The sequence below is a fragment of the Streptomyces sp. NPDC096012 genome, assembly GCF_040426375.1.
Taxonomy (GTDB): domain Bacteria; phylum Actinomycetota; class Actinomycetes; order Streptomycetales; family Streptomycetaceae; genus Streptomyces.
Genome location: NZ_JBEOTD010000019.1, coordinates 1 through 23,069, shown reverse-complemented (window position 1 = coordinate 23,069; position 23,069 = coordinate 1). Strand labels below are relative to the sequence as shown.

At 72.8% G+C, this 23,069-nt stretch carries 19 protein-coding genes; 9 read left to right on the top strand and 10 right to left on the bottom strand.

Going from position 1 to position 23,069, the window contains the following annotated elements:
• The first annotated feature begins 124 nt into the window (after positions 1–124).
• A complete protein-coding gene (locus ABVB68_RS19535; protein WP_353602347.1) occupies positions 125–691 on the top strand; it encodes a DJ-1/PfpI family protein in 567 nt (188 codons plus the stop codon).
• A gap of 7 nt (positions 692–698) precedes the next feature.
• Here ABVB68_RS19535 and ABVB68_RS19530 read toward each other — a convergent pair whose 3' ends face one another.
• A complete protein-coding gene (locus ABVB68_RS19530) occupies positions 699–1,367 on the bottom strand; it encodes an HAD family hydrolase (RefSeq protein ID WP_353602346.1) in 669 nt (222 codons plus the stop codon).
• A gap of 48 nt (positions 1,368–1,415) precedes the next feature.
• A complete protein-coding gene (locus ABVB68_RS19525; RefSeq protein ID WP_353602345.1) occupies positions 1,416–1,928 on the bottom strand; it encodes a DUF6912 family protein in 513 nt (170 codons plus the stop codon).
• Positions 1,929–2,733: 805 nt separating this feature from the next.
• On the opposite strand from ABVB68_RS19525, the gene ABVB68_RS19520 reads away from it, so the two are divergent.
• Entirely contained in the window at positions 2,734–3,066 is a 333-nt protein-coding gene (locus ABVB68_RS19520; protein ID WP_353602344.1) for an Rv3235 family protein, read from the top strand.
• 392 nt (positions 3,067–3,458) lie between these two features.
• Here ABVB68_RS19520 and secA read toward each other — a convergent pair whose 3' ends face one another.
• A complete protein-coding gene (secA, locus tag ABVB68_RS19515; RefSeq protein ID WP_353602343.1) occupies positions 3,459–6,269 on the bottom strand; it encodes a preprotein translocase subunit SecA in 2,811 nt (936 codons plus the stop codon).
• Positions 6,270–6,521: 252 nt separating this feature from the next.
• Here secA and ABVB68_RS36965 point away from each other — a divergent pair, with 252 nt between their 5' ends.
• Together ABVB68_RS36965 and ABVB68_RS19505 are read left to right on the top strand one after the other, a co-directional pair.
• Entirely contained in the window at positions 6,522–6,713 is a 192-nt protein-coding gene (locus ABVB68_RS36965; RefSeq protein WP_503006196.1) for a GNAT family N-acetyltransferase, read from the top strand.
• A gap of 10 nt (positions 6,714–6,723) precedes the next feature.
• Entirely contained in the window at positions 6,724–7,917 is a 1,194-nt protein-coding gene (locus tag ABVB68_RS19505) for a winged helix-turn-helix domain-containing protein (RefSeq protein ID WP_353602342.1), read from the top strand.
• Here ABVB68_RS19505 and ABVB68_RS19500 read toward each other — a convergent pair.
• The 7 genes from ABVB68_RS19500 to mtnA form a co-directional block, all read right to left on the bottom strand.
• Positions 7,914–8,660: a response regulator gene (locus ABVB68_RS19500; RefSeq protein WP_353602341.1), complete on the bottom strand. Its 747-nt coding sequence runs from the start codon at positions 8,658–8,660 to the stop codon at positions 7,914–7,916. The genes ABVB68_RS19505 and ABVB68_RS19500 overlap by 4 nt on opposite strands.
• A gap of 203 nt (positions 8,661–8,863) precedes the next feature.
• Positions 8,864–9,556, bottom strand: a complete 693-nt coding sequence (hpf, locus tag ABVB68_RS19495) for a ribosome hibernation-promoting factor, HPF/YfiA family (protein WP_353602340.1) — start codon at positions 9,554–9,556, stop codon at positions 8,864–8,866.
• A 304-nt stretch (positions 9,557–9,860) separates the two neighbouring features.
• Entirely contained in the window at positions 9,861–10,745 is an 885-nt protein-coding gene (locus ABVB68_RS19490) for a ComF family protein (RefSeq protein ID WP_353602339.1), read from the bottom strand.
• Positions 10,746–10,888: 143 nt separating this feature from the next.
• Complete coding sequence (locus ABVB68_RS19485; protein WP_353602338.1) at positions 10,889–12,721, bottom strand: LpqB family beta-propeller domain-containing protein; 1,833 nt, start codon at positions 12,719–12,721, stop codon at positions 10,889–10,891.
• Positions 12,711–14,807 (bottom strand): MtrAB system histidine kinase MtrB, encoded by a 2,097-nt coding sequence (mtrB, locus tag ABVB68_RS19480; protein WP_353602337.1) that lies wholly within the window; start codon positions 14,805–14,807, stop codon positions 12,711–12,713. Before mtrB ends, ABVB68_RS19485 begins: the two co-directional genes overlap by 11 nt.
• 1 nt (position 14,808) lies before the next feature.
• Positions 14,809–15,498 carry a two-component system response regulator MtrA gene (mtrA, locus tag ABVB68_RS19475; protein ID WP_202485207.1) on the bottom strand — a complete coding sequence of 230 codons (690 nt, stop codon included), beginning with the start codon at positions 15,496–15,498 and terminating at the stop codon, positions 14,809–14,811.
• Between the two features lie 515 nt (positions 15,499–16,013).
• Positions 16,014–17,156: an S-methyl-5-thioribose-1-phosphate isomerase gene (gene mtnA, locus ABVB68_RS19470; RefSeq protein ID WP_353602336.1), complete on the bottom strand. Its 1,143-nt coding sequence runs from the start codon at positions 17,154–17,156 to the stop codon at positions 16,014–16,016.
• Between the two features lie 140 nt (positions 17,157–17,296).
• Here mtnA and ABVB68_RS19465 point away from each other — a divergent pair, with 140 nt between their 5' ends.
• The 5 genes from ABVB68_RS19465 to ABVB68_RS19445 are packed head-to-tail and all read left to right on the top strand — an operon-like array spanning position 17,297 to position 22,904.
• Complete coding sequence (locus ABVB68_RS19465; protein WP_353602335.1) at positions 17,297–18,637, top strand: DUF7847 domain-containing protein; 1,341 nt, start codon at positions 17,297–17,299, stop codon at positions 18,635–18,637.
• Between the two features lie 4 nt (positions 18,638–18,641).
• Positions 18,642–19,415 (top strand): DUF4129 domain-containing protein, encoded by a 774-nt coding sequence (locus ABVB68_RS19460; RefSeq protein WP_503006184.1) that lies wholly within the window; start codon positions 18,642–18,644, stop codon positions 19,413–19,415.
• The gene (locus ABVB68_RS19455) at positions 19,412–20,605 is read left to right on the top strand and encodes a DUF4350 domain-containing protein (protein ID WP_353602334.1); all 1,194 of its coding nucleotides are present in this window, start codon (positions 19,412–19,414) and stop codon (positions 20,603–20,605) included. The genes ABVB68_RS19460 and ABVB68_RS19455 overlap by 4 nt, the downstream gene beginning before the upstream one ends.
• Positions 20,605–21,594, top strand: a complete 990-nt coding sequence (locus tag ABVB68_RS19450; RefSeq protein WP_353602434.1) for an AAA family ATPase — start codon at positions 20,605–20,607, stop codon at positions 21,592–21,594. Before ABVB68_RS19455 ends, ABVB68_RS19450 begins: the two co-directional genes overlap by 1 nt.
• Positions 21,594–22,904 (top strand): DUF58 domain-containing protein, encoded by a 1,311-nt coding sequence (locus ABVB68_RS19445; RefSeq protein ID WP_353602333.1) that lies wholly within the window; start codon positions 21,594–21,596, stop codon positions 22,902–22,904. Before ABVB68_RS19450 ends, ABVB68_RS19445 begins: the two co-directional genes overlap by 1 nt.
• Positions 22,905–23,069 lie beyond the last annotated feature (165 nt).

Genomic DNA, 23,069 nt, shown 5'->3' with positions numbered 1-23,069 from the left:
CCCGGCCGCGGCTGCACCCTGAAAGCGACGGGCCCCCTTGCCGAACCAGCCCGGCGGAGGCACGTTTGCCCGGGACGGCGTGAACGGTGCGCCTTTCCCGGAGCCCGCCCCCGAGGAGCCCGACATGCCCGCGAAGATCCTCATCGTCACCGGAGACGCAGCGGAGTCCCTGGAAGTCCTCTACCCCTACCAGCGCCTGTGCGAGGAGGGCTACGAGGTCCACATCGCCGCCCCCACCCGCAAGACCCTCCGCTTCGTCGTGCACGACTTCGAGCCCGGCTACGACACCTACACCGAGAAGCCCGGCTACACCTGGCCCGCCGACCTCGCCTTCGCCGAGGTCGACCCCGGGGAGTACACGGCCCTCGTCATCCCCGGCGGCCGAGCGCCCGAGTACCTGCGGAACGACCTCGAACTCCGCAAGATCCTCAAGGCGTTCTTCGACTCCGACAAGCCGGTCGCCCAGATCTGCCACGGCCCCCTGCTCACCGCCGCCATCGACAGTCTGCGCGGCCGCAGGGTCACGGCCTACCCCGCCCTGGAACTCGACATGCAGGCGGCCGGAGCGGATTTCCAGGACGCCGAGGCGGTCGTCGACGGCACCCTGGTCTCCGCCCGTGCCTGGCCGGACCACCCGGCCTGGATGCGAGAGTTCCTCAAGGTGCTGCGCGCCAGGACACCGGAGGACTGACCGGGGCCTAGGCCACGATCCGCCGCGCCTGCGCCACGGCCTCCGCCAGCGTGTCCACCACCGGCACCCCGGCCGTCTCCAGGCTGGCCCGGCTGTGCGACCCCCCGGTGTACAGCACGGCCCGCGCGCCCACGTGCGCCGCGGCGACCGCGTCGTCCGCCGCGTCACCGATCACCACCGTGCGGGCGGGGTCCGCCACCCCGGTCAGCTCCCGCAGGTGCCGCACCATGTGCTCGGCCTTGCTCCCGCCGGACGGACCGGTGCGTCCCTCCACCCGGATGAAGTGCGCCTCGATGCCGAAGCCGCGCACCAGCGGCAGCAGCTCGTCGTGCACGTACATGCTCAGCAACGACTGGCTGTGCCCCGCCGACCGCCAGCCGGCCAGCAGCTCGGCCGCTCCCACGGCGAGTCCGCACCGCGCCCGCCGCTCGGCGTAGTGCCGGTGGAAGACCGCGTCCATCAGCTCCCACTCGGCGTCGGTGGGTAGCCGGCCCAGCAGCCGCTCGTAGAACTTCGGCACCGGCACGCAGTACAGCGACCGGTACTCCTCCAGTGTGATCGGCGCCAGCCCCAGCTCGGCGAAGGCCGCGTTCGTCGCCCCGATGATCGCGTCGTTGTCGTGGAAAAGCGTCCCGTTCCAGTCCCAGACGATGTGCGCGCTTGCCTGCGTCCCCATGGGCAAGACCGTACCCGCCCCCACCGACAGCCGGGGCGGCCGCCCAGGTCAGCCCTGTCCGACCAGGTTCGCGATCTCCTGCGTGGCGAACCAGAGCAGCTCGTGGTCATCGGTTCCGTCGACCACGGACTGCGCGTCGTCGTCCCCGCCGTCGGCCGCCTCCAGCGCGTCGGCCGCCGCGGCGACGTCCGTCTGCGCGTCGTCGGCGTCGACATGCACCGCCGCCGCCTTCGCGAGCGGCTGCGGCGCGGCCACGCTCACCTCGCCGAGCGTGGCCGGGTCGGCCTCGGGGCCCGGGGCGGTGGCGGCGGCGCCCTCGGGCACGTCCACGGCGACCACGACCCGGCGCCGTGCGGCACCGGGATCGGCGGCGAGCAGCCGCAGGGAGGCCAGCGCGGCCCGGCTCAGCGCCGCGTACTCCAGCTCCTCGACGTCGTCCGAGGCGTACCACTCGCGCAGCGCGGGCGTGACGGCGTACGCGGCGAAGGGGCCGGTCCCCAGCTCACCCGTCCTGTGCGCCTCGGCGAGACCGGAGAGGGTCAGGGGGACGTACACGCGCATGAGTGGCCGCTCTTTCCTGTCAAAGGCGTCGCTGGGCCCTGGGGAGCCCGGCTGGCGCGCCTCCCGTAGGGGCTTCAGGATACGTGCGCCCGTCCCCTATCGGGCCCCCGCCCGGACCCCGGCAGGCGTCCACCCGGCGCCGGAAATTCACCCGGTGCGCCCTGCTGACCGCACGGGTTCTCGCCCCGCCCGCCCCTCGGATAGGTGAACCTCTCCGCCCTCCGGGCGCGCTCCCCACCGTCCTTGCCACCGTCTCCGCCCGACCCGTACAAGATCCTCGACACGAGTTACCGCCCGGTATCTCCCCCGGGCCCGCCGAACGGGGATCCCCATGAACAAGGTCATGAGCCGCGCCGCCCAGCCCCGCCCGCGTCACCGCCCGCCGACCCGCCACGACACCCGGCGCCCTGCCGGCGCACCGCCTCGCACCCCGGCGAGGAGCACCGCCCGCCCCACACCGGAACGGGACGCGCCCCACACCCCGGAGCACCGCACGGCCACCCCTGCGCCCGGAAGGAGCCCCGCGGGGCCCGGGGCGGGGGCTCCTGCGGTCCGGAAGGCCACCACGGGCGCCAGGACGGGCGCTCTCTCCGCCGGGAAGACCCCCACGGGCCCTGCCGCCGGGAAGACCCCCACGAGCCCTGGCACAGGCGCCCCTGCGGCCCGCAGGACCCCCACGGGCCCCGCAGGCACCCCTCCGGGAAAGACCCCCACAGGCCCCGGTACAGGCACTCATCCGGCCCGGGAGACCCCCACAGGCCGAGGTACAGGCACCCCTCCGACCGGGAAGGCCGTCACGGGCCCCGTGGCGGCTGTAGGGCGGCCGCGCCCGACCGACCTCTTCGCGGACCGCCTGCTGGCCGTCCTGAGCGGCCGCCGGCCCGTCCACTGGATGCTCCGGCACACGGCGGGCAGTGCCTACGACGATCTGGCCCGCCTGGCCGAACGCGGCCCTCTGCGCGGCCTCGGTTCCCGGCCGGTCGTCCACGACATCGGCTACTACGTGCCCAGCGACGGCGCCCTCGAGGTCTTCGCCCGCATCGCCGCCGGCAACCGGCTGAGGGCCCTGGCGTTCCGCCTGGAACTGGGCAAGGACCTGCGCTGGCGCTGCACGGCGGTGGAGACGGGCACGGCGTAGGCCCCGCGCCCGCGCGGGCCGCCACGGCCACGGAGAGGCCTCACACGGCGACGCCGACGGCCCCATCACCGCGACGCGGAAACCCACGACCGCGAGCCGCGAAGGCCACCACCGCGACGCGGAAACCCACGGCTGCGACCCACAAAGGCCACCACGCCGACGCGGAAACCCACCACGGCGACACACGAAGGCTTCCACGGCAACGCACGAAGCCACCACGGCGGCGCCCGCAGACTTCCACGGCAACGCACGAAGCCACCACGGCGATGCGGAAGGGCCGGGCTCCCCCGGGGGAACCCGGCCCCTCGCGTGTCCCCGGCGGCCGGAGGGCCGCAGGCAACCGCTGCATCTCGGGACTGCTTGGCCGCGGTCTCACTCCGCGGACCGCGGACCTACTTCTTGCGGCGCCGCCCGCCCTTGGCCTGCCGGCGCCGCTCGGCACGCGTGAGGCCGTCCGACTCCGACCGCACCGGCTCGTCGTCCTCCAGATCCCGCTCGAGGATGCCGCCCTCGCCGTCCACCGTCGGCGCGGAGAAGTGCAGCTCGCGCCGCTGCGGCACGTCCAGCCCCTTCGCGCGGATCTCGGGACGCGCACCGGCCTGCGCCGGCACCGTGTCCTGGACGCCCTCCCCCACCGGCTGGACGTCCTCGACCGGGACCTCCTCGACCTGCTGCTCGACCTGGACCTCCAGGTTGAACAGGTAGCCGACGGACTCCTCCTTGATGCCCTCCATCATCGCGGTGAACATGTCGAAGCCCTCGCGCTGGTACTCGACCAGCGGGTCCTTCTGGGCCATCGCGCGCAGGCCGATGCCCTCCTGGAGGTAGTCCATCTCGTAGAGGTGCTCGCGCCACTTGCGGTCGAGGACCGACAGCACGACCCGGCGCTCCAGCTCACGCATGATCTCGGAGCCGAGCTGCGCCTCACGGGCGGCGTACTGCTCGTAGATGTCTTCCTTGATGGACTCGGAGATGAACTCGGCGGTCAGGCCGGCGCGGTCACCGGCGGCCTCCTCCAGCTCCTCGATGCCGACCTTCACCGGGTACAGCTGGCGGAAGGCGCCCCACAGCCGGTCCAGGTCCCAGTCCTCGGGGAAGCCCTCGGCGGTCTCCGCCTCGACGTACGCGTCGATCGTGTCGTCCATGAAGTGCTGGATCTGCTCGTGCAGGTCCTCGCCCTCCAGGACGCGCCGGCGCTCGCCGTAGATGACCTCGCGCTGCCGGTTGAGCACCTCGTCGTACTTCAGGACGTTCTTACGGGTCTCGAAGTTCTGCTGCTCGACCTGCGACTGCGCGGACGCGATCGCGCGCGTGACCATCTTGTTCTCGATCGGCACGTCGTCCGGCACGTTCGCCATGGACATCACACGCTCGACCATCTGGGCCTTGAACAGGCGCATCAGGTCGTCGCCGAGGGAGAGGTAGAAGCGGGACTCACCGGGGTCGCCCTGACGGCCGGAACGGCCGCGCAGCTGGTTGTCGATGCGCCGCGACTCGTGCCGCTCGGTACCGAGGACGTAGAGGCCGCCGAGCTCCTTGACCTCCTCGAACTCGGCCTTGACCGCCTGCTCGGCCTTCTCCAGGGCGGCGGGCAGGGCCTGCGCCCACTCCTCGATGTGCTCCTCGGGGTCGAGGCCCCGCTGACGCAGCTCCGCCTCGGCGAGGTCGTCGGGGTTGCCACCGAGCTTGATGTCCGTACCACGGCCGGCCATGTTGGTGGCCACGGTCACCGCGCCCCTGCGGCCGGCCTGCGCGACGATCGACGCCTCACGCTCGTGGTGCTTGGCGTTCAGCACCTCGTGCTGGATGCCGCGCTTGCTGAGCTGCTGCGAGAGGTACTCCGACTTCTCGACGGACGTCGTGCCGACGAGGATCGGCTGGCCCTTCTCGTGCTTCTCCGCGATGTCGTCGACGACCGCCTCGAACTTGGCGACCTCGGTGCGGTAGATCAGGTCCGACTGGTCCTTGCGGACCATCGGCTTGTTGGTCGGGATCGGGACGACGCCGAGCTTGTAGATCTGGTGGAACTCGGCGGCCTCGGTCATCGCCGTACCGGTCATGCCGGAGAGCTTGTTGTAGAGGCGGAAGAAGTTCTGCAGGGTGATCGTGGCGAGCGTCTGGTTCTCGTCCTTGATGTCCACCCCTTCCTTCGCCTCGATCGCCTGGTGCATGCCCTCGTTGTAGCGGCGGCCGGCGAGGATACGGCCGGTGTGCTCGTCGACGATCATGACCTCGCCGTCGATGACGACGTAGTCCTTGTCCTTCTTGAACAGTTCCTTGGCCTTGATGGCGTTGTTCAGGTAACCCACGAGCGGGGTGTTCACCGACTCGTAGAGGTTGTCGATGCCCAGCCAGTCCTCGACCTTGCTGACGCCGGACTCGTGGATGGCGACCGTGCGCTTCTTCTCGTCGACGTCGTAGTCGCCGGTCTCCTCCAGCCCCTTGAGGGGGTTGCCGGCCTCGCCGCGCTTCAGGCGGATGACCAGCTTGGCGAAGTCGCCGTACCACTTGGTGGCCTGGTCGGCCGGGCCGGAGATGATCAGCGGCGTCCGGGCCTCGTCGACCAGGATGGAGTCGACCTCGTCGACGATGGCGAAGTTGTGGCCGCGCTGCACCAGCTCGTCCTTCGACCACGCCATGTTGTCGCGCAGGTAGTCGAAGCCGAACTCGTTGTTCGTGCCGTACGTGATGTCGCACTGGTACTGCTCGCGGCGCTGGGCCGGGGTCATGTTGGCGAGGATGCAGCCGACGCTCAGGCCCAGGAACTTGTGGACGCGGCCCATCATCTCGGAGTCGCGCTCGGCCAGGTAGTCGTTGACCGTGATGAGGTGGACGCCGTCTCCGGACAGGGCGTTCAGATACGCGGGCAGCGTGCCCACGAGCGTCTTGCCCTCACCGGTCTTCATCTCGGCGACGTAACCGAGGTGGAGGGCGGCGCCGCCCATCATCTGCACGTCGTAGTGCCGCTGGCCGAGGACGCGCTTGGCGGCCTCGCGCACGGTGGCGAACGCCTCGGGGAGCAGGTCGTCCAGGGTCTCGCCATCGGCGTACCGCTGCTTGTACTCCTCGGTGAGGGCGCGCAGCTCGGCGTCGGAGAGGTCGACGAAGTCCTCTTCGATGGAGTTGACCTGGTCCGCGATGCGGTGCAGCTTGCGCAGGATCTTGCCTTCGCCTGCACGCATGATCTTCGAGAGGACGGACACGGGGGCTGGTCTCCTTGCCGGTCGGGCCTGGGACGGTCGGTTTGCCTTCTGACGTACTGAGCAACCGCCATCGTATGCGAGGACCCGGCTGCGTCGGGAGGCCTGGCGGCGCGACGGCTGCTTCAACCGGGACAACGGACGGGGAACGCGGATAGTGCCGCACCGGCCACCGAATTGCACGAAACGTGATCAGTCGCTCACGGATCGCGAGAAACGACGGCCCGCTCCGGCGTCTTCCTCTCCGGCGGCGAGCTGACCGGCGGCGAGCCGGCCGGCCGGCTCGGCCTCACCACGCACTCGCCGGGCACGGCCGAGATCGGTCTCTGGGCGGCGAAGGTACACCGCGGGCACGGCTACGTCACCGAGGCCGCCCTCACCGCCTGCCGCCGGCTCTTCAGAGGGCGAAAGCCCAGCTCACCGGGGACTGTCAGTGGCAGCCTCTAGGGTCCGACGCATGACGACCCTTCCGCGCCCCACCACCACCCTCACCGCGGACGACGCCCGCCGCATCGCCCTGCGGGCCCAGGGCTTCATCGGTGCCCCCGACCGGCGCGCCGGAGTCGAGGGCGTGTTGCGTCACCTCGGCGCGGTCCAGCTCGACACGATCTCGGTGCTCGCCCGGTCCCACGAACTCGTGGCGTACGCCCGCCTCGGCGCGGTCGGCCGCAAGACCGTGGAGTCGGCCTACTGGACGGACGCGCGGGCCTTCGAGTACTGGTCGCACGCCGCCTGCATCCTCCCCATCGAGGAGTGGCCGCACTTCGCCTTCCGCCGCCGTGCCTACCGCAACCGCCCGCACTGGAACCACGAACTGCCCGTCGGCGCCTACGACCAGGTCATCAAGCAGCTGCGCGCGGAGGGCCCGCTGACGGCCACGGAGCTGGGCGGTGCGAAGAGGACGAGCGACTGGTGGGACTGGTCGGGCACGAAGGTCGCCGTGGAGCGGGCGCTGATGTACGGCGAGGTGGTGTGCGTCGAGCGGCGCGGCTGGAAGCGGCTGTACGACCTCGCCGAGCGGGCGGTGCCGCAGGCGCTGCTGCACGACGAGCTGGACGACACCGAGTGCCTGCGCCGTCTGGTGCGGCTGGCCGGCGAGTCCCTCGGCGTCGGCACGCGCGCGGACATCGCCGACTACCACCGCCTCAAGGGCGAGCAGGTCGACGCGGTGATCGCCGATTCGGGTCTGGTTCCGGTCGAGGTCGAGGGCTGGGGCAAGCCCGCCTGGGCCGACCCGCAGGCCCTCGCCACGCCGCCGCGCGGGCGCCATCGCACCACGCTGCTGTCGCCGTTCGACTCGCTGATCTGGGAACGGGCGCGCACGGAGCGGATCTTCGGCTTCACCCACCGCCTGGAGGCCTACGTCCCCAAGCCCAAGCGGATCCACGGCTACTTCGCCATGCCGGTGCTGGCCAGCGGCCGGCTGGTCGGCCGGGTCGACCCCGCCCGCGAGGGGAGCACCCTGGTGGCCAGGCAGGTGACGCTGGACGGACCCAGGGCGGTCCCGGCGGTCGCCCAGGCCCTGATCGAGGCGGCGACCTGGGTCGACTGCACGGACGTACGCGTGGAGCGCGTGGACGCGCCGCATCTGCGGGAGCCCCTGGCGAGAGAGCTGGCCCAGGCCCTCGGCCAGGGCGGCCGGATCCGCTAGCGGATCTCCAGGATCTTCTCCCGCATCGCGTAGACCACGGCCTCCATCCTGGAGTGCAGCTGCAGCTTCTCCAGGATGTTGCGGACGTGGTTCTTGACGGTGTTCTCGGAGATGAACAGTTCCTTGGCGATGTCCCGGTTGTTCATCCCCGTGGCGACGAGCTTGAGGACTTCCAGCTCCCGGTCGGTCAGCCGGGGCGCGGGCACCAGCCGGCGCTCGTCGGTGCGCTGGATCATCGACTTGAACTCGGTGAGGAGTTTCGACGCCATCGAGGGGCTGATCTGCGACTGGCCGTCGGCCACCGCGCGAATGGCGGTGGCCACCTCGTCCGTGGAGATCTCCTTGAGGAGGTAACCGGTCGCGCCCGCCTTGATCGCGTCGTAGAGGTCGGCCTCCTCGTCGCTGATGGTCAGCATGATGATCTTCGCGCTGGGGGCGACCTCCTTGATGGAGGTGCAGGCCTCGATGCCGCCGCGCCTGGGCATGCGGACGTCCATCAGCACGATGTCGGGCAGCAGGTCGGCCGCCTTGTCGACGGCCTCGGCGCCGTCGCCGGCCTCGCCGACGACCTGGATGTCCTCCTCGGCCGCGAGCACGATCTCCAGTCCGCGCCGGAAGAGGGCATGGTCGTCCACGACCAGGACCCGGATCGGCTCCTTGCGTGCGGAGCCGGCATCGGGGCCCGTGCCGATGGCACCGCCGTCGGCGTCCTCGTCCCGCATCGGTCCGAAGGTGTCCGCCATCGTTCCTCCCCCTGAAGGCCGTGGCCTGTGGTTCCGTGCCATCGCCAACCCAAGGCAGCGGCCCACCGGTTGGGCCGGTGCGGCCATGATTTCATGCCCGGACGACACAGAGGTGACGTGCGAGGCGCGAAGTGGTCGCACACCGGTGCCCCTGGGGGCGCACACGCGCTCCAGGGGCACCGGCTCAGCTTCGACCGGGCGGGTCAGCCGCCCAGCATGCCACCCGCCGCGGGGGGCTGCGCCTCGGTGATCATCGGGTCCGTACTGAGGTGGATCACGCCGTAGTCGTAGGCGTGGCGCCGGTAGACGACGCTCGGCTCCTTGGTCTCGGAGTCGACGAACAAGTAGAAGTCGTGGCCGACCAGTTCCATCTCGTAGAGGGCCTGGTCGAGGCTCATGGCAGAGGCGACGTGGGTCTTCTCGCGGACGACGAGGGGGCCTTCACCCTTGACCTCCAGCGAGCACATCTTCGTGGTCGGCACTCCGTCCGACTCGTCCTCGTGGGCGGGGAGGCCGTTGCCGTTCAGCGTCGCGGCCTCCGGGACATGGTCGGCGACCTCCGCCGCCGGGATCCGGCGTGCGCCTCGACGCGAGTAGCGCTTGTCGTGCTGCTTGCGCAGCCGGGCATCCAGCTTCTCCGCCGCGAGATCGAGCGCCACGTAGGGATCGCTGGCCGCTGCCTCCGCCCGGATCACCGGCCCGCGGGAGCGGAGCGTGATCTCCACTCGGTCACAGCGGTCGGCCTGTCGGGGGTTCGGCTCCTTGGACACCTCGACGTCGAGGCTGATCACCTTGCCATCGAGCTTCTGGATCTTCTCCAGCTTCAGCTTCTCGGCCACGTGCTTGCGGAACCGCTCGGGCACCTCGGTCTTGCGGCCTTTGACGACGATGTCCACGCAGAACTCCGTTCCCGGATCGCTCCGCTGCCTCGGCGGAGCATCTCCCTTTTCGCACCAGGCCCGGCGATGACCGGACCTCGGACTCGGTGACTTCCACCTCCTCCCCCATGGGCGAGATCTCCACCCGGCGGCACGGGTCAGAAAACCCGCGACGCGGCATTCGGATATGCGAGGTGGGGCCTGCGCCTTTCCTCACAACCGAACATATCTCGCCCGGACGGATGTCGTCACCCTCTACTGCCGCGTACCTCCGTTCAGGTGAAATTCCCCTCTCACCACCTGCAACGATGCAGGTCCAACGTCAGGTTCCGTTTATTTGGAAAGAATCCCTGGGAGCGGCGATCACGGCCGCTCGAAGGCGCGGCGCGAGGGAGTTCCCCGCCGCATTTTCCGATGCACCATGCATCCGCTTCCTCCTCTCCCGCCGGGCTCCGATCCTTCGTTCCCCCCTACCTTCCCGGCATACGGGCCCGTACACGACCCTGCTCATCCCGGTTCCCTCTTCGTTCATCCGCTCGACCCACCGTCCGGCCCCCTCCCGCAGGGCGCGCGCCGCCTCCGCGAGACTGGCACCCGTCGTGATCAGGTCGTCGACGATCACGACCCGGCCCGCGTCGAGCAGCCGGTCACCACCCGGCGTCACCTCCAGCGCGCCCGAGAGGTTCTCCATACGCCGCCGCGCGTCGAGCCCCGCCTGGTCCGCCACCGCCCGCCGCTGCCGCAGTACGGCCACCACCCGGGCCGGGGTCCCGGTGCGCCGCAGTTCACCGGCGGCCGCGAGCGCCGTACGCCGCACCGGATCGTGCCCACGCGCCCTGACGGCCCACGGAGCCGACGGCACGGGCACGAGCAGCACGGGCCCGCACCCCTGCGCCGCTTCCGCCCCCTCCCACCGGTGGAGCCCCGCCCGCACGGCTCCTGCCAGAGCCGTGCCCAGTGCTCCGGCGAGCGCCAGCGCGCCGCGCTCCTTGTGGGCGAGGATCAGCGCCCGCACCTCCTCCGCGTACGGAGCGGCCGCGTGCACCACCGGCAGTCCGGCCGGCTCCGGCACCGGCCGCACCCGCCGCGCCGCGCCCGCCCGCAGCGCGGCCCGGCACCGCGGGCAGAGCACCGTACGAGGTGCCCCGCAGCCCGCGCAGTCGGCCGGCAGCACCAGGTCGGTGAGGTCCTGCCACCACCCCCGCATGTCCACCACTGTGCCGACGCGGACGACACCCTGCCACCCCTGTGGAGAACGCCCTGTGGACAACCCGCGGCACCCCGCGCCGCCCGTCACTCACAAAGGGGACGGACACCGCCGGCCCGGGGCCCGGCGTCGGCGGCCACCGCTCATCCGGGGTAGACCGGTGCCGTCCCGTCCTTGTCGACCTTCTGCCACTGCGCCCCGGCCGGCAGCCGGACGATCCCGTCGTCCGAGTAGGCCACCAGCGGCACCCGCTCGTCCTCGGACGCGGCGATCGCCTTCGCCCCCGGCAGCGCCCCGGGAGCCGGTCCGTCCAGCGTGGAGCCGTCGACCTCGACGTACCGCATCTGCTGCACGCCGCCCTGCTCCCGGCCGACGGCGAGCAGCCTGCTGTCCCCGGCCCAGGAGATGGCGCTGACCTGCTCCAGGCCGGGTGCGGCGGGCCGCAGTCCGTCCACCGAGATGCCCTGCCCGGTCCCGTCGTCGCGCTGGATCCGGCCGATGAGCAGCGACTGCCTGCCGTCCTTCTCCACGACCAGGGCGATCCGCACCCCGTCGGCGGCCACCCGCGCGTCCTTGATGCGCCCGGGCAGGTCCGGGACGGCGACGTCCTCCGGCTTCGCGACGCCCTGCTCCAGGACCTTCAGCCGCGGACGGTGCGGATCACGGTCGGCCACCCACAGATCGCCGCGGGCGTCCCAGCTCGGGGTGGTCAGCCGGTCGGCGGGGGTCGCGCCGCCGCTGGTGACCACCGCTTCCCCGAGCGAGCCGCCCGACGCCAGCGACGCCACGTACAGGGACCTGCCGTCGTCACCGACCCCGGCCGCGGTCTGCTCGTCCCGGGAGACCGCGAGCGACTGCAGCTTCTTCTCGCTGTCGCCGAGCGGACCGGGCACCGGGGCCGCACCGGTGCCGGTGCTCCCGGTCGCCATCCGCACCGCGCGGTGCTTGCCGTCGAGGAAGTACAGGTAGTCGGGGCGCTTGGCCGATCCGTGCCAGGCGGCCGACTCGGCGCGCTCATCGGTCAGGTCGCACAGCCGCTCGCCACCCAGCCCCCGCAGCTCGACGGACTCGAGCGTCGGCGTCAGGTTCCGCAGGGTGAACAGCACCTGGGTCGCCATCTCGGCGCACTTGCCCGCGGCCACCCGCGACGCCCTGAGGTTCAGCGGCACCGTCAGCCTGTTCTGGTCGTCCGGCGCCAGACCCGAAGCGCCCTCCTGCAGGGCCGTTCCGGTGGGGAAGCTGGACCGGACCACCAGGCCGAGCCAGGCCGTGGGCCCGTTCAGCAGCGAGCGGACCATCTGGGTCATCGGGTCCACCTTGCTGCGCACGAACACCGGATCGGCCACCGCCACCGGCTGCCCGCTCGCCCCGACCGCCGTGTTGGAGGCGAAGTAGTACTTGTCGACGGACGTGTAGTTGCGCTGGAAGTCCGACTTGCCCATGACGACCCCGTCGGGCAGCCCGTCGATGCGCCACTGCCCGTCCTTGGGGTTCCTCACCAGGTGCAGCTTCTTGCGGTAGGACCCGTCGGCGGGCTGGTACGCCTGCTGCGCGTCGACCGTCGCGACCCGGCTGCCGGACAGGACGCAGGTGACCCCGCCGGTGTCCCCGCCGCCGCCCGCCTGGCAGTCGGTCTCGATGCTCGGTCCGTTGGTCAGGACCGTCGTCGACTGCTCGGGCCGCCAGGCACGGGCCGCGTCGGACGTCAGGTACTTGCGGGCCGTGTCGTACTCCGGGTCGTCGCTGGTCAGCGCCTCCAGGAAGCCCTGCATGATCTCGCCGGGGCCGGCTCCCTCGGCCGGTGGCACGGCGAAGACCCGGACCGCGGTGTCCTGCCGCGGTGTCGACTCCACGTTCCGCAGATCACCGCGGTCGGGCATCGAGGCGCACCCGGCCAGCAGAACGACCCCCAAGGCGGTGCACGCCACCGCGCGCCCCGGACGTCGCCGGCCGCTCCCCCTGCGGTCAGCGCCCACGAAATGCCTCCCCTGGCTCGGTCGAGTCGTGCGGTACGGCCGCGTCCGTGTCGGTCGCCGGGCTCTGCGCGGGCGGGCCGTCCGGGCGCCGGGCACCACTGGTGGGCCTGGGCACCACACGGGCGCCGTTGCCGTTGCCGGGCAGGGCGGCGGGGCCGGCGGCACCGGTGCCGGCCGGCCGGGGTGAGCCGGAGCCGCGCGGTGGCAGCGCCGACGACTGGGCGCCTGCGTGCTGCACGGGAACGGTCGCCCGCTTCTCCTCGCTCCCGCGGGGCCCGGCGTCGCCGAGGCCGCGGCCTCGGCGGGAGTCCTTGGGTTCCAGCGGTATCGGCGAGCCCCGCAGCGGCTCGTCGGCGGTCCGGGGCAGCGTCAGCCGGAACTGCGAGCCGCCGCCCGGCTCCCCCCAGGCCTGCAGCCAGCCGCCGTGCAGCCGCGCGTCCTCCAGGGCGATCGACAGGCCGAGGCCGGTGCCGCCGGTGGTACGCGCGCGTGCCGGGTCCGCCCGCCAGAAGCGGCTGAAGACCCGGGTCGCCTCGCCCGGCTTGAGTCCGACGCCGTAGTCGCGCACCGCGATGGCGACCGCGCCGCCCGCCGCGGCGAGTTTGACGACGACGTCCTTGCCGTCGCCGTGCTCGACGGCGTTGACGACGAGGTTGCGCAGCACCCGCTCGACGCGCCGCGCGTCGGCCTCGGCGACGACGGGCTGCTGGTCGCCGAGCACGCGTATGCGGGTGCCCTTGCGCTCGGCGAGCGGCTCGGCGCCGCCGACCACGCGCCGGACGACCTCCCTGAGGTCTATCGGCTCGGCCTCCAGGGCCGCCGCACCCGCGTCGAAGCGGCTGATCTCCAACAGGTCGGCGAGCAGCGACTCGAACCGGTCCAGCTGGTCGGCGAGCAGTTCCGCCGACCGCGCGGTGATCGGGTCGAAGTCCTCGCGCGCCTCGTGGATGACGTCGGCCGCCATCCGGACGGTCGTCAGCGGGGTGCGCAGCTCGTGCGAGACGTCGGAGACGAACCGGCGCTGCATCCGCGACAGGTCCTCCAGTTGCTGGATCTTCACCTGGAGGTTCTGCGCCATCTTGTTGAAGGCCTCGCCCAGGCGCGCGATGTCGTCCTCGCCGGTGACCTTCATCCGTTCCTGCAGCCGTCCGGCGGACAGCCGCTCCGCGATCCCGGCCGCCATCCGCACCGGCGTGACGACCTGCCGCACCACCAGCCAGGCGATGGCGCCGAGCAGGACCACGACGAACAGCCCGGCGGTCGCCAGGGTGCCCTTGACCAGGCTCAGGGACTTCTCCTCCTGCGTGAGCGGGAAGAGGTAGTACAGCTCGTAGGGGCGCCCGTTGGGGTCGTTGACCTGCTTGCCGATGACCAGCGCCGGCTGTGATTCCTTGCCGTTGGCGTAGACGATCCGCGTGTAGCTCTGAGCGGCCGTCGTACCGCTGTTGACCCGGTCGCGCAGGTCGCCGGGGACGCTGGAGGCGGGGTTGACGTTCCCGGAACCGCGCGGGGAGCGGCCGCCGCCGCTGTCGTCGCCCACGGGCAGCGTGGCCACGTCGAAGGCGCCCGCGCCACCGCTGGACAGCGATTCCACGAGGTCGCTCATCCACTGGATGACGTTCTGCGACTGCCGTCCGTCGGCGGTGGTGGTGCCGTCGGCGCTGCCGGTCCCGGCAGCCGTAGCCGTCGCGGTCCCGCCGGCCGCCTCGTCGGCCTTCTGCTTGGCCACCGCGAACCCGCCCGTGGCCTGGCTCTGCGAGGCCTTCACCTTGGCGTCCAGCAGGCCGTTGCGCACCTGCCCGATCACCACGAAGCCGAGCAGCAGGACGACGCCCAGCGACATCAGCAGGGTCGTGGCGACGACCCTGAGCTGGATGTTGCGGCGCCACAGCCGCATCACCGGCAGCAGCGGCCGGCGCACCCAGCGCAGGAACAGCCGCACCACCGGGCTGCCCTGGACCCCGCCTCCCAGCAGCCCGCCCTCGAAGAGGCGCCGGAGACGCGCGGCCGCCGCCGTCCGGCCGACAGGCCGTCCCGGGCCGGCAGCGGATCCGCCGGGGGCCGAAGCGGCACTGTCCCCGGACACGTCAGCTCGGTCCGGCCTTGTAACCGACACCGCGGACGGTCACCACGATCTCCGGCCGCTCCGGGTCCTTCTCGACCTTGGAACGCAGCCGCTGCACATGCACGTTCACGAGCCGCGTGTCGGCCGCGTGCCGATAGCCCCACACCTGCTCGAGCAGCACCTCACGGGTGAACACCTGCCACGGCTTGCGGGCGAGCGCCACCAGCAGGTCGAACTCCAGGGGGGTCAGCGCGATCGACTGCCCGTCCCGCTTCACCGAGTGCCCGGCCACGTCGATCACCAGGTCACCGATGGTCAGCTGCTCCGGGGCCGGCTCCTCCGACCTCCGCAGCCGGGCGCGGATCCGCGCGACCAGCTCCTTCGGCTTGAACGGCTTGACGATGTAGTCGTCCGCACCCGACTCCAGGCCCACGACCACGTCGACGGTGTCGCTCTTGGCCGTGAGCATCACGATCGGCACGCCGGACTCCGCCCGGATCAGCCTGCACACCTCGATGCCGTCCCGGCCGGGCAGCATCAGGTCGAGCAGGACCAGATCGGGCTTGCTCTCACGGAAAGCGGCCAGCGCCTTGTCGCCGTCGGCTACGAAAGACGGCTCAAAACCTTCACCACGCAACACGATGCCGAGCATCTCGGCCAGTGCGCTGTCGTCGTCGACGACAAGGACTCGTCCCTTCATAAACGACATCATCCCATTCTCGTAACGACGACAGAGGCCCAGGTGAGGCACCTCACTGGCCCGTGACGATAGTCGTACGGAGCCGTCACTGTCTGCCCCGAGGGTGCCAGGCCCCCGCACCGGGCCTTCCCGATGGTGCCCGGGGCGCCCAACCGGCCGGAATGTCCTGGCACCGGCCGCGGACGTCACCGCCCCGCCGGGAGGCCACCGTGGCACCGGCGGGGGACGCCGGCCCCAGGGGGAAGTCACCGTGGCATCGGCCGCGGACGCCGGCCCCAGGGGGAAGCCACCGTGGCGCCGGCGGGGGACGCCACAGCCCCGCCGGGAAGCCACCGTGGCACCGGCCGCGGACGCCACGGCCCCTTCCAGCGACGCCTCCGCGCATGCCCCGCACGGATCCGCCCCGGCGTCCACGGATCACCGCAGACGCGGGGGCTCACGGATCACCGCAAGCGCAGGCATCCACGGGCACAGGCACCCGCGGGCGCAGGGGGCCGTGGCGGCGCCGACTGCGGCGCCGGACCCCGTCAGCCGGTCGCCGCCTCGCGCGACCCGGCGCCCAGCCCCGCGAGAGCCTCGGCCGTCACGGGGGAGACGACTCCTTCCTCGGTGACGATCGCCGTCACCAGCTCGGGCGGCGTGACGTCGAACGCCGGGTTGTACGCCTGCGTCCCCAGGGGGGCCACCACGATGCCGCCTCCCGCGCCCGCCATCGGCCCCTGAGACGCCGCGAGCTCGGTCACCTCGTAGCCGGGGCGCTGCTCGACCTCGATGGACGCCCCGTCGGGAGTGTCCGGATCGACCGTCGTCAGCGGTGCCACCACGATGAACGGCACATGGTGGTAGCGGGCGAGCACGGCGAGCGGATAGCTCCCCACCTTGTTCGCCACCGAGCCGTCGGCCGCGATCCGGTCCGCCCCGACGAGTACCGCGTCCACCTCGCCCGCCGCGAAGAGGGACCCCGCCGCGTTGTCGGTGAGCAGGGTGTACGCCATGCCGGTGCGGGCCGCTTCGTACGCCGTCAGCCGGGCGCCCTGCAGCAACGGACGCGTCTCGTCCACCCAGAGCCGCCGCAGCCGCCCCTGCCGGTGCGCCGCCAGGGCCACCGCGAAGGCGGTGCCGTCACCGCCCGACACCAGCGAGCCGCTGTTGCAGTGGGTGAGGATCCGGTGCCCGCCGCCGGGCAGCAGCTCGTCCAGCAGCGCCAGACCGTGCGCGGCCATCCGCGTGCTGGCCTCGGCGTCCTCCCGGTGCAGTGCCTGCGCCGCGGCCAACGCCGCCGTCGCCGCCGCCGTGGCGTCGCCGGTCCTGGCCAGCTCCGCCCGGTGCGCGGCCTGGGCCCGGCGCACGCCGACGGACAGATTCACCGCGGTGGGCCGGGCTTCCTCGAGCGCCCGCGCCGCCTCGGCCACGTCGAAGCCCCGTGCGGCGGCGAGTGCGACGCCGTACGCCCCCGCGATCCCGAGCAGCGGTGCCCCGCGTACGGCGAGCGCGCGGATCGCCTCCACCAGCGCCGCCGCGTCGGTGCACACCAGCTCGGCCTCCTCGGCCGGAAGCCTCGTCTGATCGAGAAGGACCAGTACGGGACCTTCGGGTGGTTCCTCCCATCGGATCACCGGTATCTCGCTCGGACGCCTGTCCCCGCCGGTTCGCGCCTGCTGATCAGCCATGCGGTCAGTCTGCCCCGGAACAGGCGGACAATTGAAGGTGTTCAGGCCCCACCGCGGCCGGTCCGCCGATGACCACCCCATGGCACGATGGCTGCCAGCCTGCCGCCGCGTCCGCGGACGGGCATCGAGAAGGAGCTTCGATGACAGACACTCCGGGCTGGGCCTCGCCCGGATCCGCCCCGCCGCCCGAGGGGCGGGAACCCGGCGCGTCCGGCCCCGCCGAGCCCGCGGACGCCGCCGACCGTCCCGGCCCGACCGAGCCCGCACCGCAGCCGGGCACCGCATCGCCGTCCCAGGGCGTGAAGTGGTCCAAGCAGCAGCCGCCGGCCGGACAGTGGTCCACGCCCACCGGCGCCCCCGCGCCGCAGCAGGCTCCGCCGCCGCCGCCCGGCCCCGGGTGGGGCGGCGGGCCTGGCGGTCACGGCGGCGGCTACGGCGCCCCCGGCCCCTACGCCGCCTGGGGCGGCGGCTGGGGCGGCCCCCCGCCCGCGGCCAAGCCCGGCGTGATCCCGCTGCGTCCGCTCGGCGTCGGCGAGATCCTCGACGGCGCCGTCTCCACCATGCGCACCCACTGGCGCACGGTGCTCGGCATCTCGCTGGCGGTCGCACTGCTCGTCGAGACGACACTGGTCCTCGTGCAGGGCTTCCTGATGAACGACATCGGGCAGACGACGCTGGACAACCCGAACGCCGGCCCCGACGACGTCCTGCGGGCCCTGCGGGACAGCATGATCGGCACCGGTCTCGTCACCGTGATCTCCACGGTCGCCGTGATCATCGCCACCGCCCTGCTGACGACCATCACCAGCCGTGCCGTCCTCGGCAGGCCGGTCAACGCCGGTGAGGCCTGGCGCGAGGCCCGTCCGCAGATCCCCAGGCTGTTCGGCCTGCTCGTACTGCTCGGCCTGATCTTCTTCGGCACGGTCCTCGCCGGGGCGCTCCCCGGCATCCTCGTCCTGGCCGGCGGCGGCAGCGACGGCGCGGCGGCGGCACTGCTCGTCCTCGGCGTCCTCGCGGGCATCGTCGTCGCGGGCTGGCTGATGATCCGGTTCTACCTGGCCACGCCCGCCCTGATGCTCGAACGGCAGGGCATCGTGAAGTCCATGAGCCGCTCCGCGAAGCTGGTGCGCGGCTCCTGGTGGCGCGTCTTCGGCATCGCGCTGCTCACCGGGCTCATCACCAACATCGTCGCGTCGCTCGTCGCCATCCCCTTCGCGCTCATCGGGGCCGTCGCGAGCGGCGACGACATGAGCAACCTGTTCGGCGCCGGCAGCGGACATTTCAGCTGGACGTTCCTGATCGTCCGCGGCATCGGCTCGCTGATCGGCACCACGATCACCCTGCCGATCAGCGCGGGCGTCACGGTCCTCCTCTACATCGACCAGCGGATCCGCCGCGAGGCACTCGACCTCGAACTGACCCGCGCATCCGGTGCCCAGGCCTCCGCCACCGGCGCCGCCGGCCCGGTCCCGGGGAGCTGATGCGGTGAGCCTCACGGGGGGAGCGCTGCCGGCGTCCGTGTCCGGCGGCGGCGTCGTACACGGCCTGCTGCGCGCGGCGGCGCACCGGGCCGCCCTGGCGGCCGGCGGCTCGGGGGACGAGCCCCCGGTGACCGTCCCGCGTGGTCCCGCGCGGGAGGCCGCCCGGCGGGAGCTGTCCAAGCGGATGTACCACGAGAACGACCCCGGCCTGCTCCAGCGCGCCCTGAACGCCTTCTGGGACCGGGTCGCCGATCTGTTGGGCAGGGCCGCCTCGGCGACTCCCGGCGGGGCGGTCGGCCTGGTCGTGGTGGTCCTGTGCGTCGCCGCCGTGGTGGCCGCCCTGTGGTGGCGCCTGGGGGCCCCGCGCAGGCATCCCGTCTCCACCGGCGTCCTGTTCGACGACCGCCCGCGCAGCGCCGCCGAACACCGCGCGGCCGCTGACGCGCACGCGGCCCACGGCCACTGGAACCAGGCCGTCCAGGAGCGCATGCGGGCCATCGTCCGCTCGCTGGAGGAGCGGGCGCTGCTCGACGTGCGCGCCGGCCGCACCGCCGACGAGGCCGCCGACGAGGCCGGCCGCACCCTTCCCGCGCACACGGACCGACTGCGCGCCGCGGCCCGGGAGTTCGACGACGTCACGTACGGCGGGCGCAGGGCCGGCGAGCAGGCGTACCACCGCATCGCCGAACTCGACCGCGACCTGGAACGCGCCCGGCCCAGCCTCGCCGACAGCACCGCCGGCACCAGCCACAGCAGCAGCCGGAGGACCGCCGAGTGACCACCGAGGCCACCCTGCCGACCACCTCCACCACGCCCACCGCCCGCCAGGTGTGGACCCGAGCCCGGGGCATCACCCTGGCCGTCGTCCTGATCCTGGCCGCGGCCGTCGCCATGGCCGCCGTAGGCTCCACGGCCCGCCACGGGGCCCTCGACCCGCGCTCCGTCGACCCGTATGGCAGCCGCGCCGTCGCCCGGCTCCTCGCCGACCGCGGTGTGTCCACCCGCGTGGTCACCACGCTGGACGCCGCCCGCGCCGCCGCCGGCCGCGACACCACCGTGCTGGTCGCCGTCCCCGACCTGCTGACCGGCGGGCAGCAGAGCCGGTTGCGCGAGGCGACCGCTGCGTCCGGCGGCCGCACCGTCCTCGTCGCGGCCGGCGGCTCCTCCGTCGAGCGGCTCGCTCCCGGCGTCACCGCGGACCCCGCCAAGAGCCCCCACTCCACGCTCGCCCCCGACTGCGCCCTGGCCGAGGCCCGGCGCGCGGGCAGCGCCGACACCGGCGGCATCCGCTACACCACCACCCACCTCGACGCCGACTCCTGCTACCCCAGCCAGCGCCTGGCCACCCTGCTGCGCATCCCCGCGGCGTCCGGGGGCGGCGACACCGTCGTCCTCGGCGCACCCGACATCCTCTACAACGACCGCCTCGACGAGCAGGGCAACGCCTCGCTCGCCCTCCAGCTCCTCGGCTCCCGCCCCCATCTGGTCTGGTACCTCCCCTCGCTGTCCGACTCCTCCGCCACCGACGACCAGCGCACCGGCTTCCTGGACCTGCTCCCCCCGGGATGGCTCTGGGGCACGCTGCAGCTGTTCGTCGCGGCGGTCCTGGCCGCCTTCTGGCGGGCGCGCCGCTTCGGCCCTCTCGTGCCGGAACGCCTCCCCGTCGCGATCCGCGCCTCCGAGACCGCCGAAGGCCGCGCCCGCCTCTACCGCAAGGCCAACGCCCGGGACCGCGCGGCCGCCGCTCTGCGCTCCGCCACCCGCACCCGCCTCGCCCCCCTCGTCGGCGTCCCCCTCTCCCAGGCGCACGCGCCCGAGGCCCTGCTCCCCGCGCTGTCCGCGCACCTGGCCGGCGAGGGACAGCACCTGCACGCTCTCCTCTTCGGGCCGCCACCCGGCGACGACGCGGCCCTCGTCGCACTGACCGACCAACTCGACGCCCTCGAAAGAGAGGTACGCCGTTCATGATGGACCCGACCACTGACAACGCCGGGCAGACCGGGGAGGCGGACACCGCCCGAGCCTCCCTCGAAGCCCTGCGCGCCGAGATCGCGAAAGCCGTGGTCGGCCAGGACCCCGCCGTGACCGGCCTCGTCGTCGCCCTCCTGTGCCGCGGGCACGTCCTGCTCGAAGGGGTGCCCGGCGTCGCCAAGACGCTGCTCGTGCGGACCCTCGCGTCCGCCCTCCAGCTCGACACCAAGCGCGTGCAGTTCACCCCCGACCTGATGCCCAGTGATGTCACCGGCTCCCTGGTCTACGACACCCGCACCGCCGAGTTCTCCTTCCAGCCCGGCCCCGTCTTCACCAACCTCCTCCTCGCGGACGAAATCAACCGCACCCCGCCGAAGACCCAGTCGTCCCTCCTGGAGGCCATGGAGGAACGCCAGGTCACGGTCGACGGCACCCCGCGTCCGCTCCCCGAGCCCTTCCTGGTCGCCGCGACCCAGAACCCCGTCGAGTACGAGGGCACCTACCCCCTGCCCGAGGCGCAGCTGGACCGCTTCCTGCTCAAACTGACGATCCCGCTGCCCTCGCGGCAGGACGAGATCGACGTCCTCACCCGGCACGCCTCGGGCTTCGACCCGCGCGACCTGCACGCCGCGGGCGTACGCCCCGTCGCCGGCCCCGCCGAACTGGCGGCCGCCCGCGACGCGGTCGCCAGGACCTCCGTCTCCCCCGAGATCACCGCCTACGTCGTGGACGTCTGCCGGGCCACCCGCGAGTCGCCCTCGCTCGCCCTGGGCGTCTCCCCGCGCGGTGCCACCGCCCTGCTGGCCACCTCGCGTGCCTGGGCCTGGCTGACGGGCCGCGACTACGTCATCCCCGACGACGTGAAGGCCCTGGCCCTGCCGACCCTGCGCCACCGCGTGCAGCTGCGCCCCGAGGCCGAGATGGAGGGCGTGACGGCCGACGCCGTCATCCATTCCATCCTCGCCCACGTCCCGGTCCCCCGCTGATGGCGCTCACCGGACGCGCCGCCCTCCTCGCGGCCCTCGGCTCGATCCCCGTCGGCGTCCTGGAACCGGGCTGGACCGGCATCCTCGCGGTCAACGGCTCACTGGCCCTGGCCTGCGCCTGCGACTTCGCACTCGCCGCGCCCGTACGACGGCTGGTCCTGACGCGCTCCGGTGCCACCTCCGTGCGTCTCGGCGAGAGTGCCGACGTCACGCTCACGGTCGGCAATCCCTCCCGCCGTCCCCTGCGGGGCCGCCTGCGGGACGCCTGGCCGCCCAGCAGCTGGCGGCCCGGCACGGAGGTCGAGGCCTCCCGTCACCGCCTGTCCGTCCCGCCGGGTGAACGCCGCCGCGTGACGACCCGGCTGCGCCCCACGCGGCGCGGCGACCACCGGGCCGACCGCGTGACGATCCGCTCCTACGGCCCTCTCGGCCTCTTCACCCGCCAGGGCTCCCACCAGGTGCCCTGGACGGTGCGGGTCCTGCCGCCGTTCACCAGCCGCAAGCATCTGCCGTCGAAGCTATCCCGGTTGCGGGAACTCGACGGCCGCACCAGCGTGCTCACCCGCGGTGAGGGAACCGAGTTCGACAGTCTCCGCGAATACGTGGCCGGCGACGACACGCGCTCGATCGACTGGCGAGCCACGGCCCGGCAGTCCGCGGTCGCCGTGCGCACCTGGCGCCCCGAACGCGACCGGCGCATCCTCCTGGTCCTGGACACCGGCCGTACCTCGGCCGGACGCGTGGGAGACGCCCCCCGCCTGGACGCCTCCATGGACGCGGCCCTGCTCCTCGCGGCGCTCGCCTCCCGCGCCGGCGACCGCGTGGACCTGCTCGCCTACGACCGCCGGGTCCGCGCCCTGGTCCAGGGCCGCTCGGCCGGCGACGTGCTGCCTTCGGTGGTCAACGCGATGGCCACACTCGAACCGGAACTCGTCGAGACGGACGCCCGTGGTCTCACGGCCACCGCCTTGCGGGTCGCCGCCCGGCGTTCCCTCGTGGTGCTGCTCACCACGCTCGATGCCGCACCGGTGGAAGAGGGTCTGCTGCCCGTACTTCCACAGCTCACCCAGCGGCACACCGTCCTGGTGGCCTCGGTGGCGGATCCGCACGTCGAAGGCATGGCGAAGGCGCGGGGCACGGTGGACGCGGTGTACGAGGCCGCGGCGGCGGCCCAGGCGCAGAGCGAACGGCGGCGCACGGCGGAGCATCTTCGTCGTCACGGTGTGACGGTGGTGGACGCGACGCCGGACGATCTGGCGCCGGCACTGGCGGATGCCTATCTGGCCCTCAAGGCGGCGGGCCGGCTCTGAGCCACCGCGTCCCGCTGCCTTACGGCCCGATCCAATCGGCCGGGTAGACGAAAGGAACGGGGAAAAGTCTCCGGAACGCAGAAAACCCCCGCATCTTTCGATGCGGGGGTCTCCCTCAAATTTTGTTCGGCGGTGTCCTACTCTCCCACAGGGTCCCCCCTGCAG

Excerpts from the sequence above, each read along its gene's own strand:
- ABVB68_RS19535 (WP_353602347.1), top strand. The coding sequence starts at position 125 with ATGCCCGCGAAGATCCTCATCGTCACCGGAGACGCAGCGGAGTCCCTG.
- ABVB68_RS19530 (WP_353602346.1), bottom strand. The coding sequence starts at position 1,367 with ATGGGGACGCAGGCAAGCGCGCACATCGTCTGGGACTGGAACGGGACG.
- ABVB68_RS19525 (WP_353602345.1), bottom strand. The coding sequence starts at position 1,928 with ATGCGCGTGTACGTCCCCCTGACCCTCTCCGGTCTCGCCGAGGCGCAC.
- ABVB68_RS19505 (WP_353602342.1), top strand. The coding sequence starts at position 6,724 with ATGACGACCCTTCCGCGCCCCACCACCACCCTCACCGCGGACGACGCC.
- ABVB68_RS19500 (WP_353602341.1), bottom strand. The coding sequence starts at position 8,660 with ATGGCGGACACCTTCGGACCGATGCGGGACGAGGACGCCGACGGCGGT.
- ABVB68_RS19490 (WP_353602339.1), bottom strand. The coding sequence starts at position 10,745 with ATGCGGGGGTGGTGGCAGGACCTCACCGACCTGGTGCTGCCGGCCGAC.
- mtrA (WP_202485207.1), bottom strand. The coding sequence starts at position 15,498 with ATGATGTCGTTTATGAAGGGACGAGTCCTTGTCGTCGACGACGACAGC.
- mtnA (WP_353602336.1), bottom strand. The coding sequence starts at position 17,156 with ATGGCTGATCAGCAGGCGCGAACCGGCGGGGACAGGCGTCCGAGCGAG.
- ABVB68_RS19465 (WP_353602335.1), top strand. The coding sequence starts at position 17,297 with ATGACAGACACTCCGGGCTGGGCCTCGCCCGGATCCGCCCCGCCGCCC.
- ABVB68_RS19450 (WP_353602434.1), top strand. The coding sequence starts at position 20,605 with ATGGACCCGACCACTGACAACGCCGGGCAGACCGGGGAGGCGGACACC.
- ABVB68_RS19445 (WP_353602333.1), top strand. The coding sequence starts at position 21,594 with ATGGCGCTCACCGGACGCGCCGCCCTCCTCGCGGCCCTCGGCTCGATC.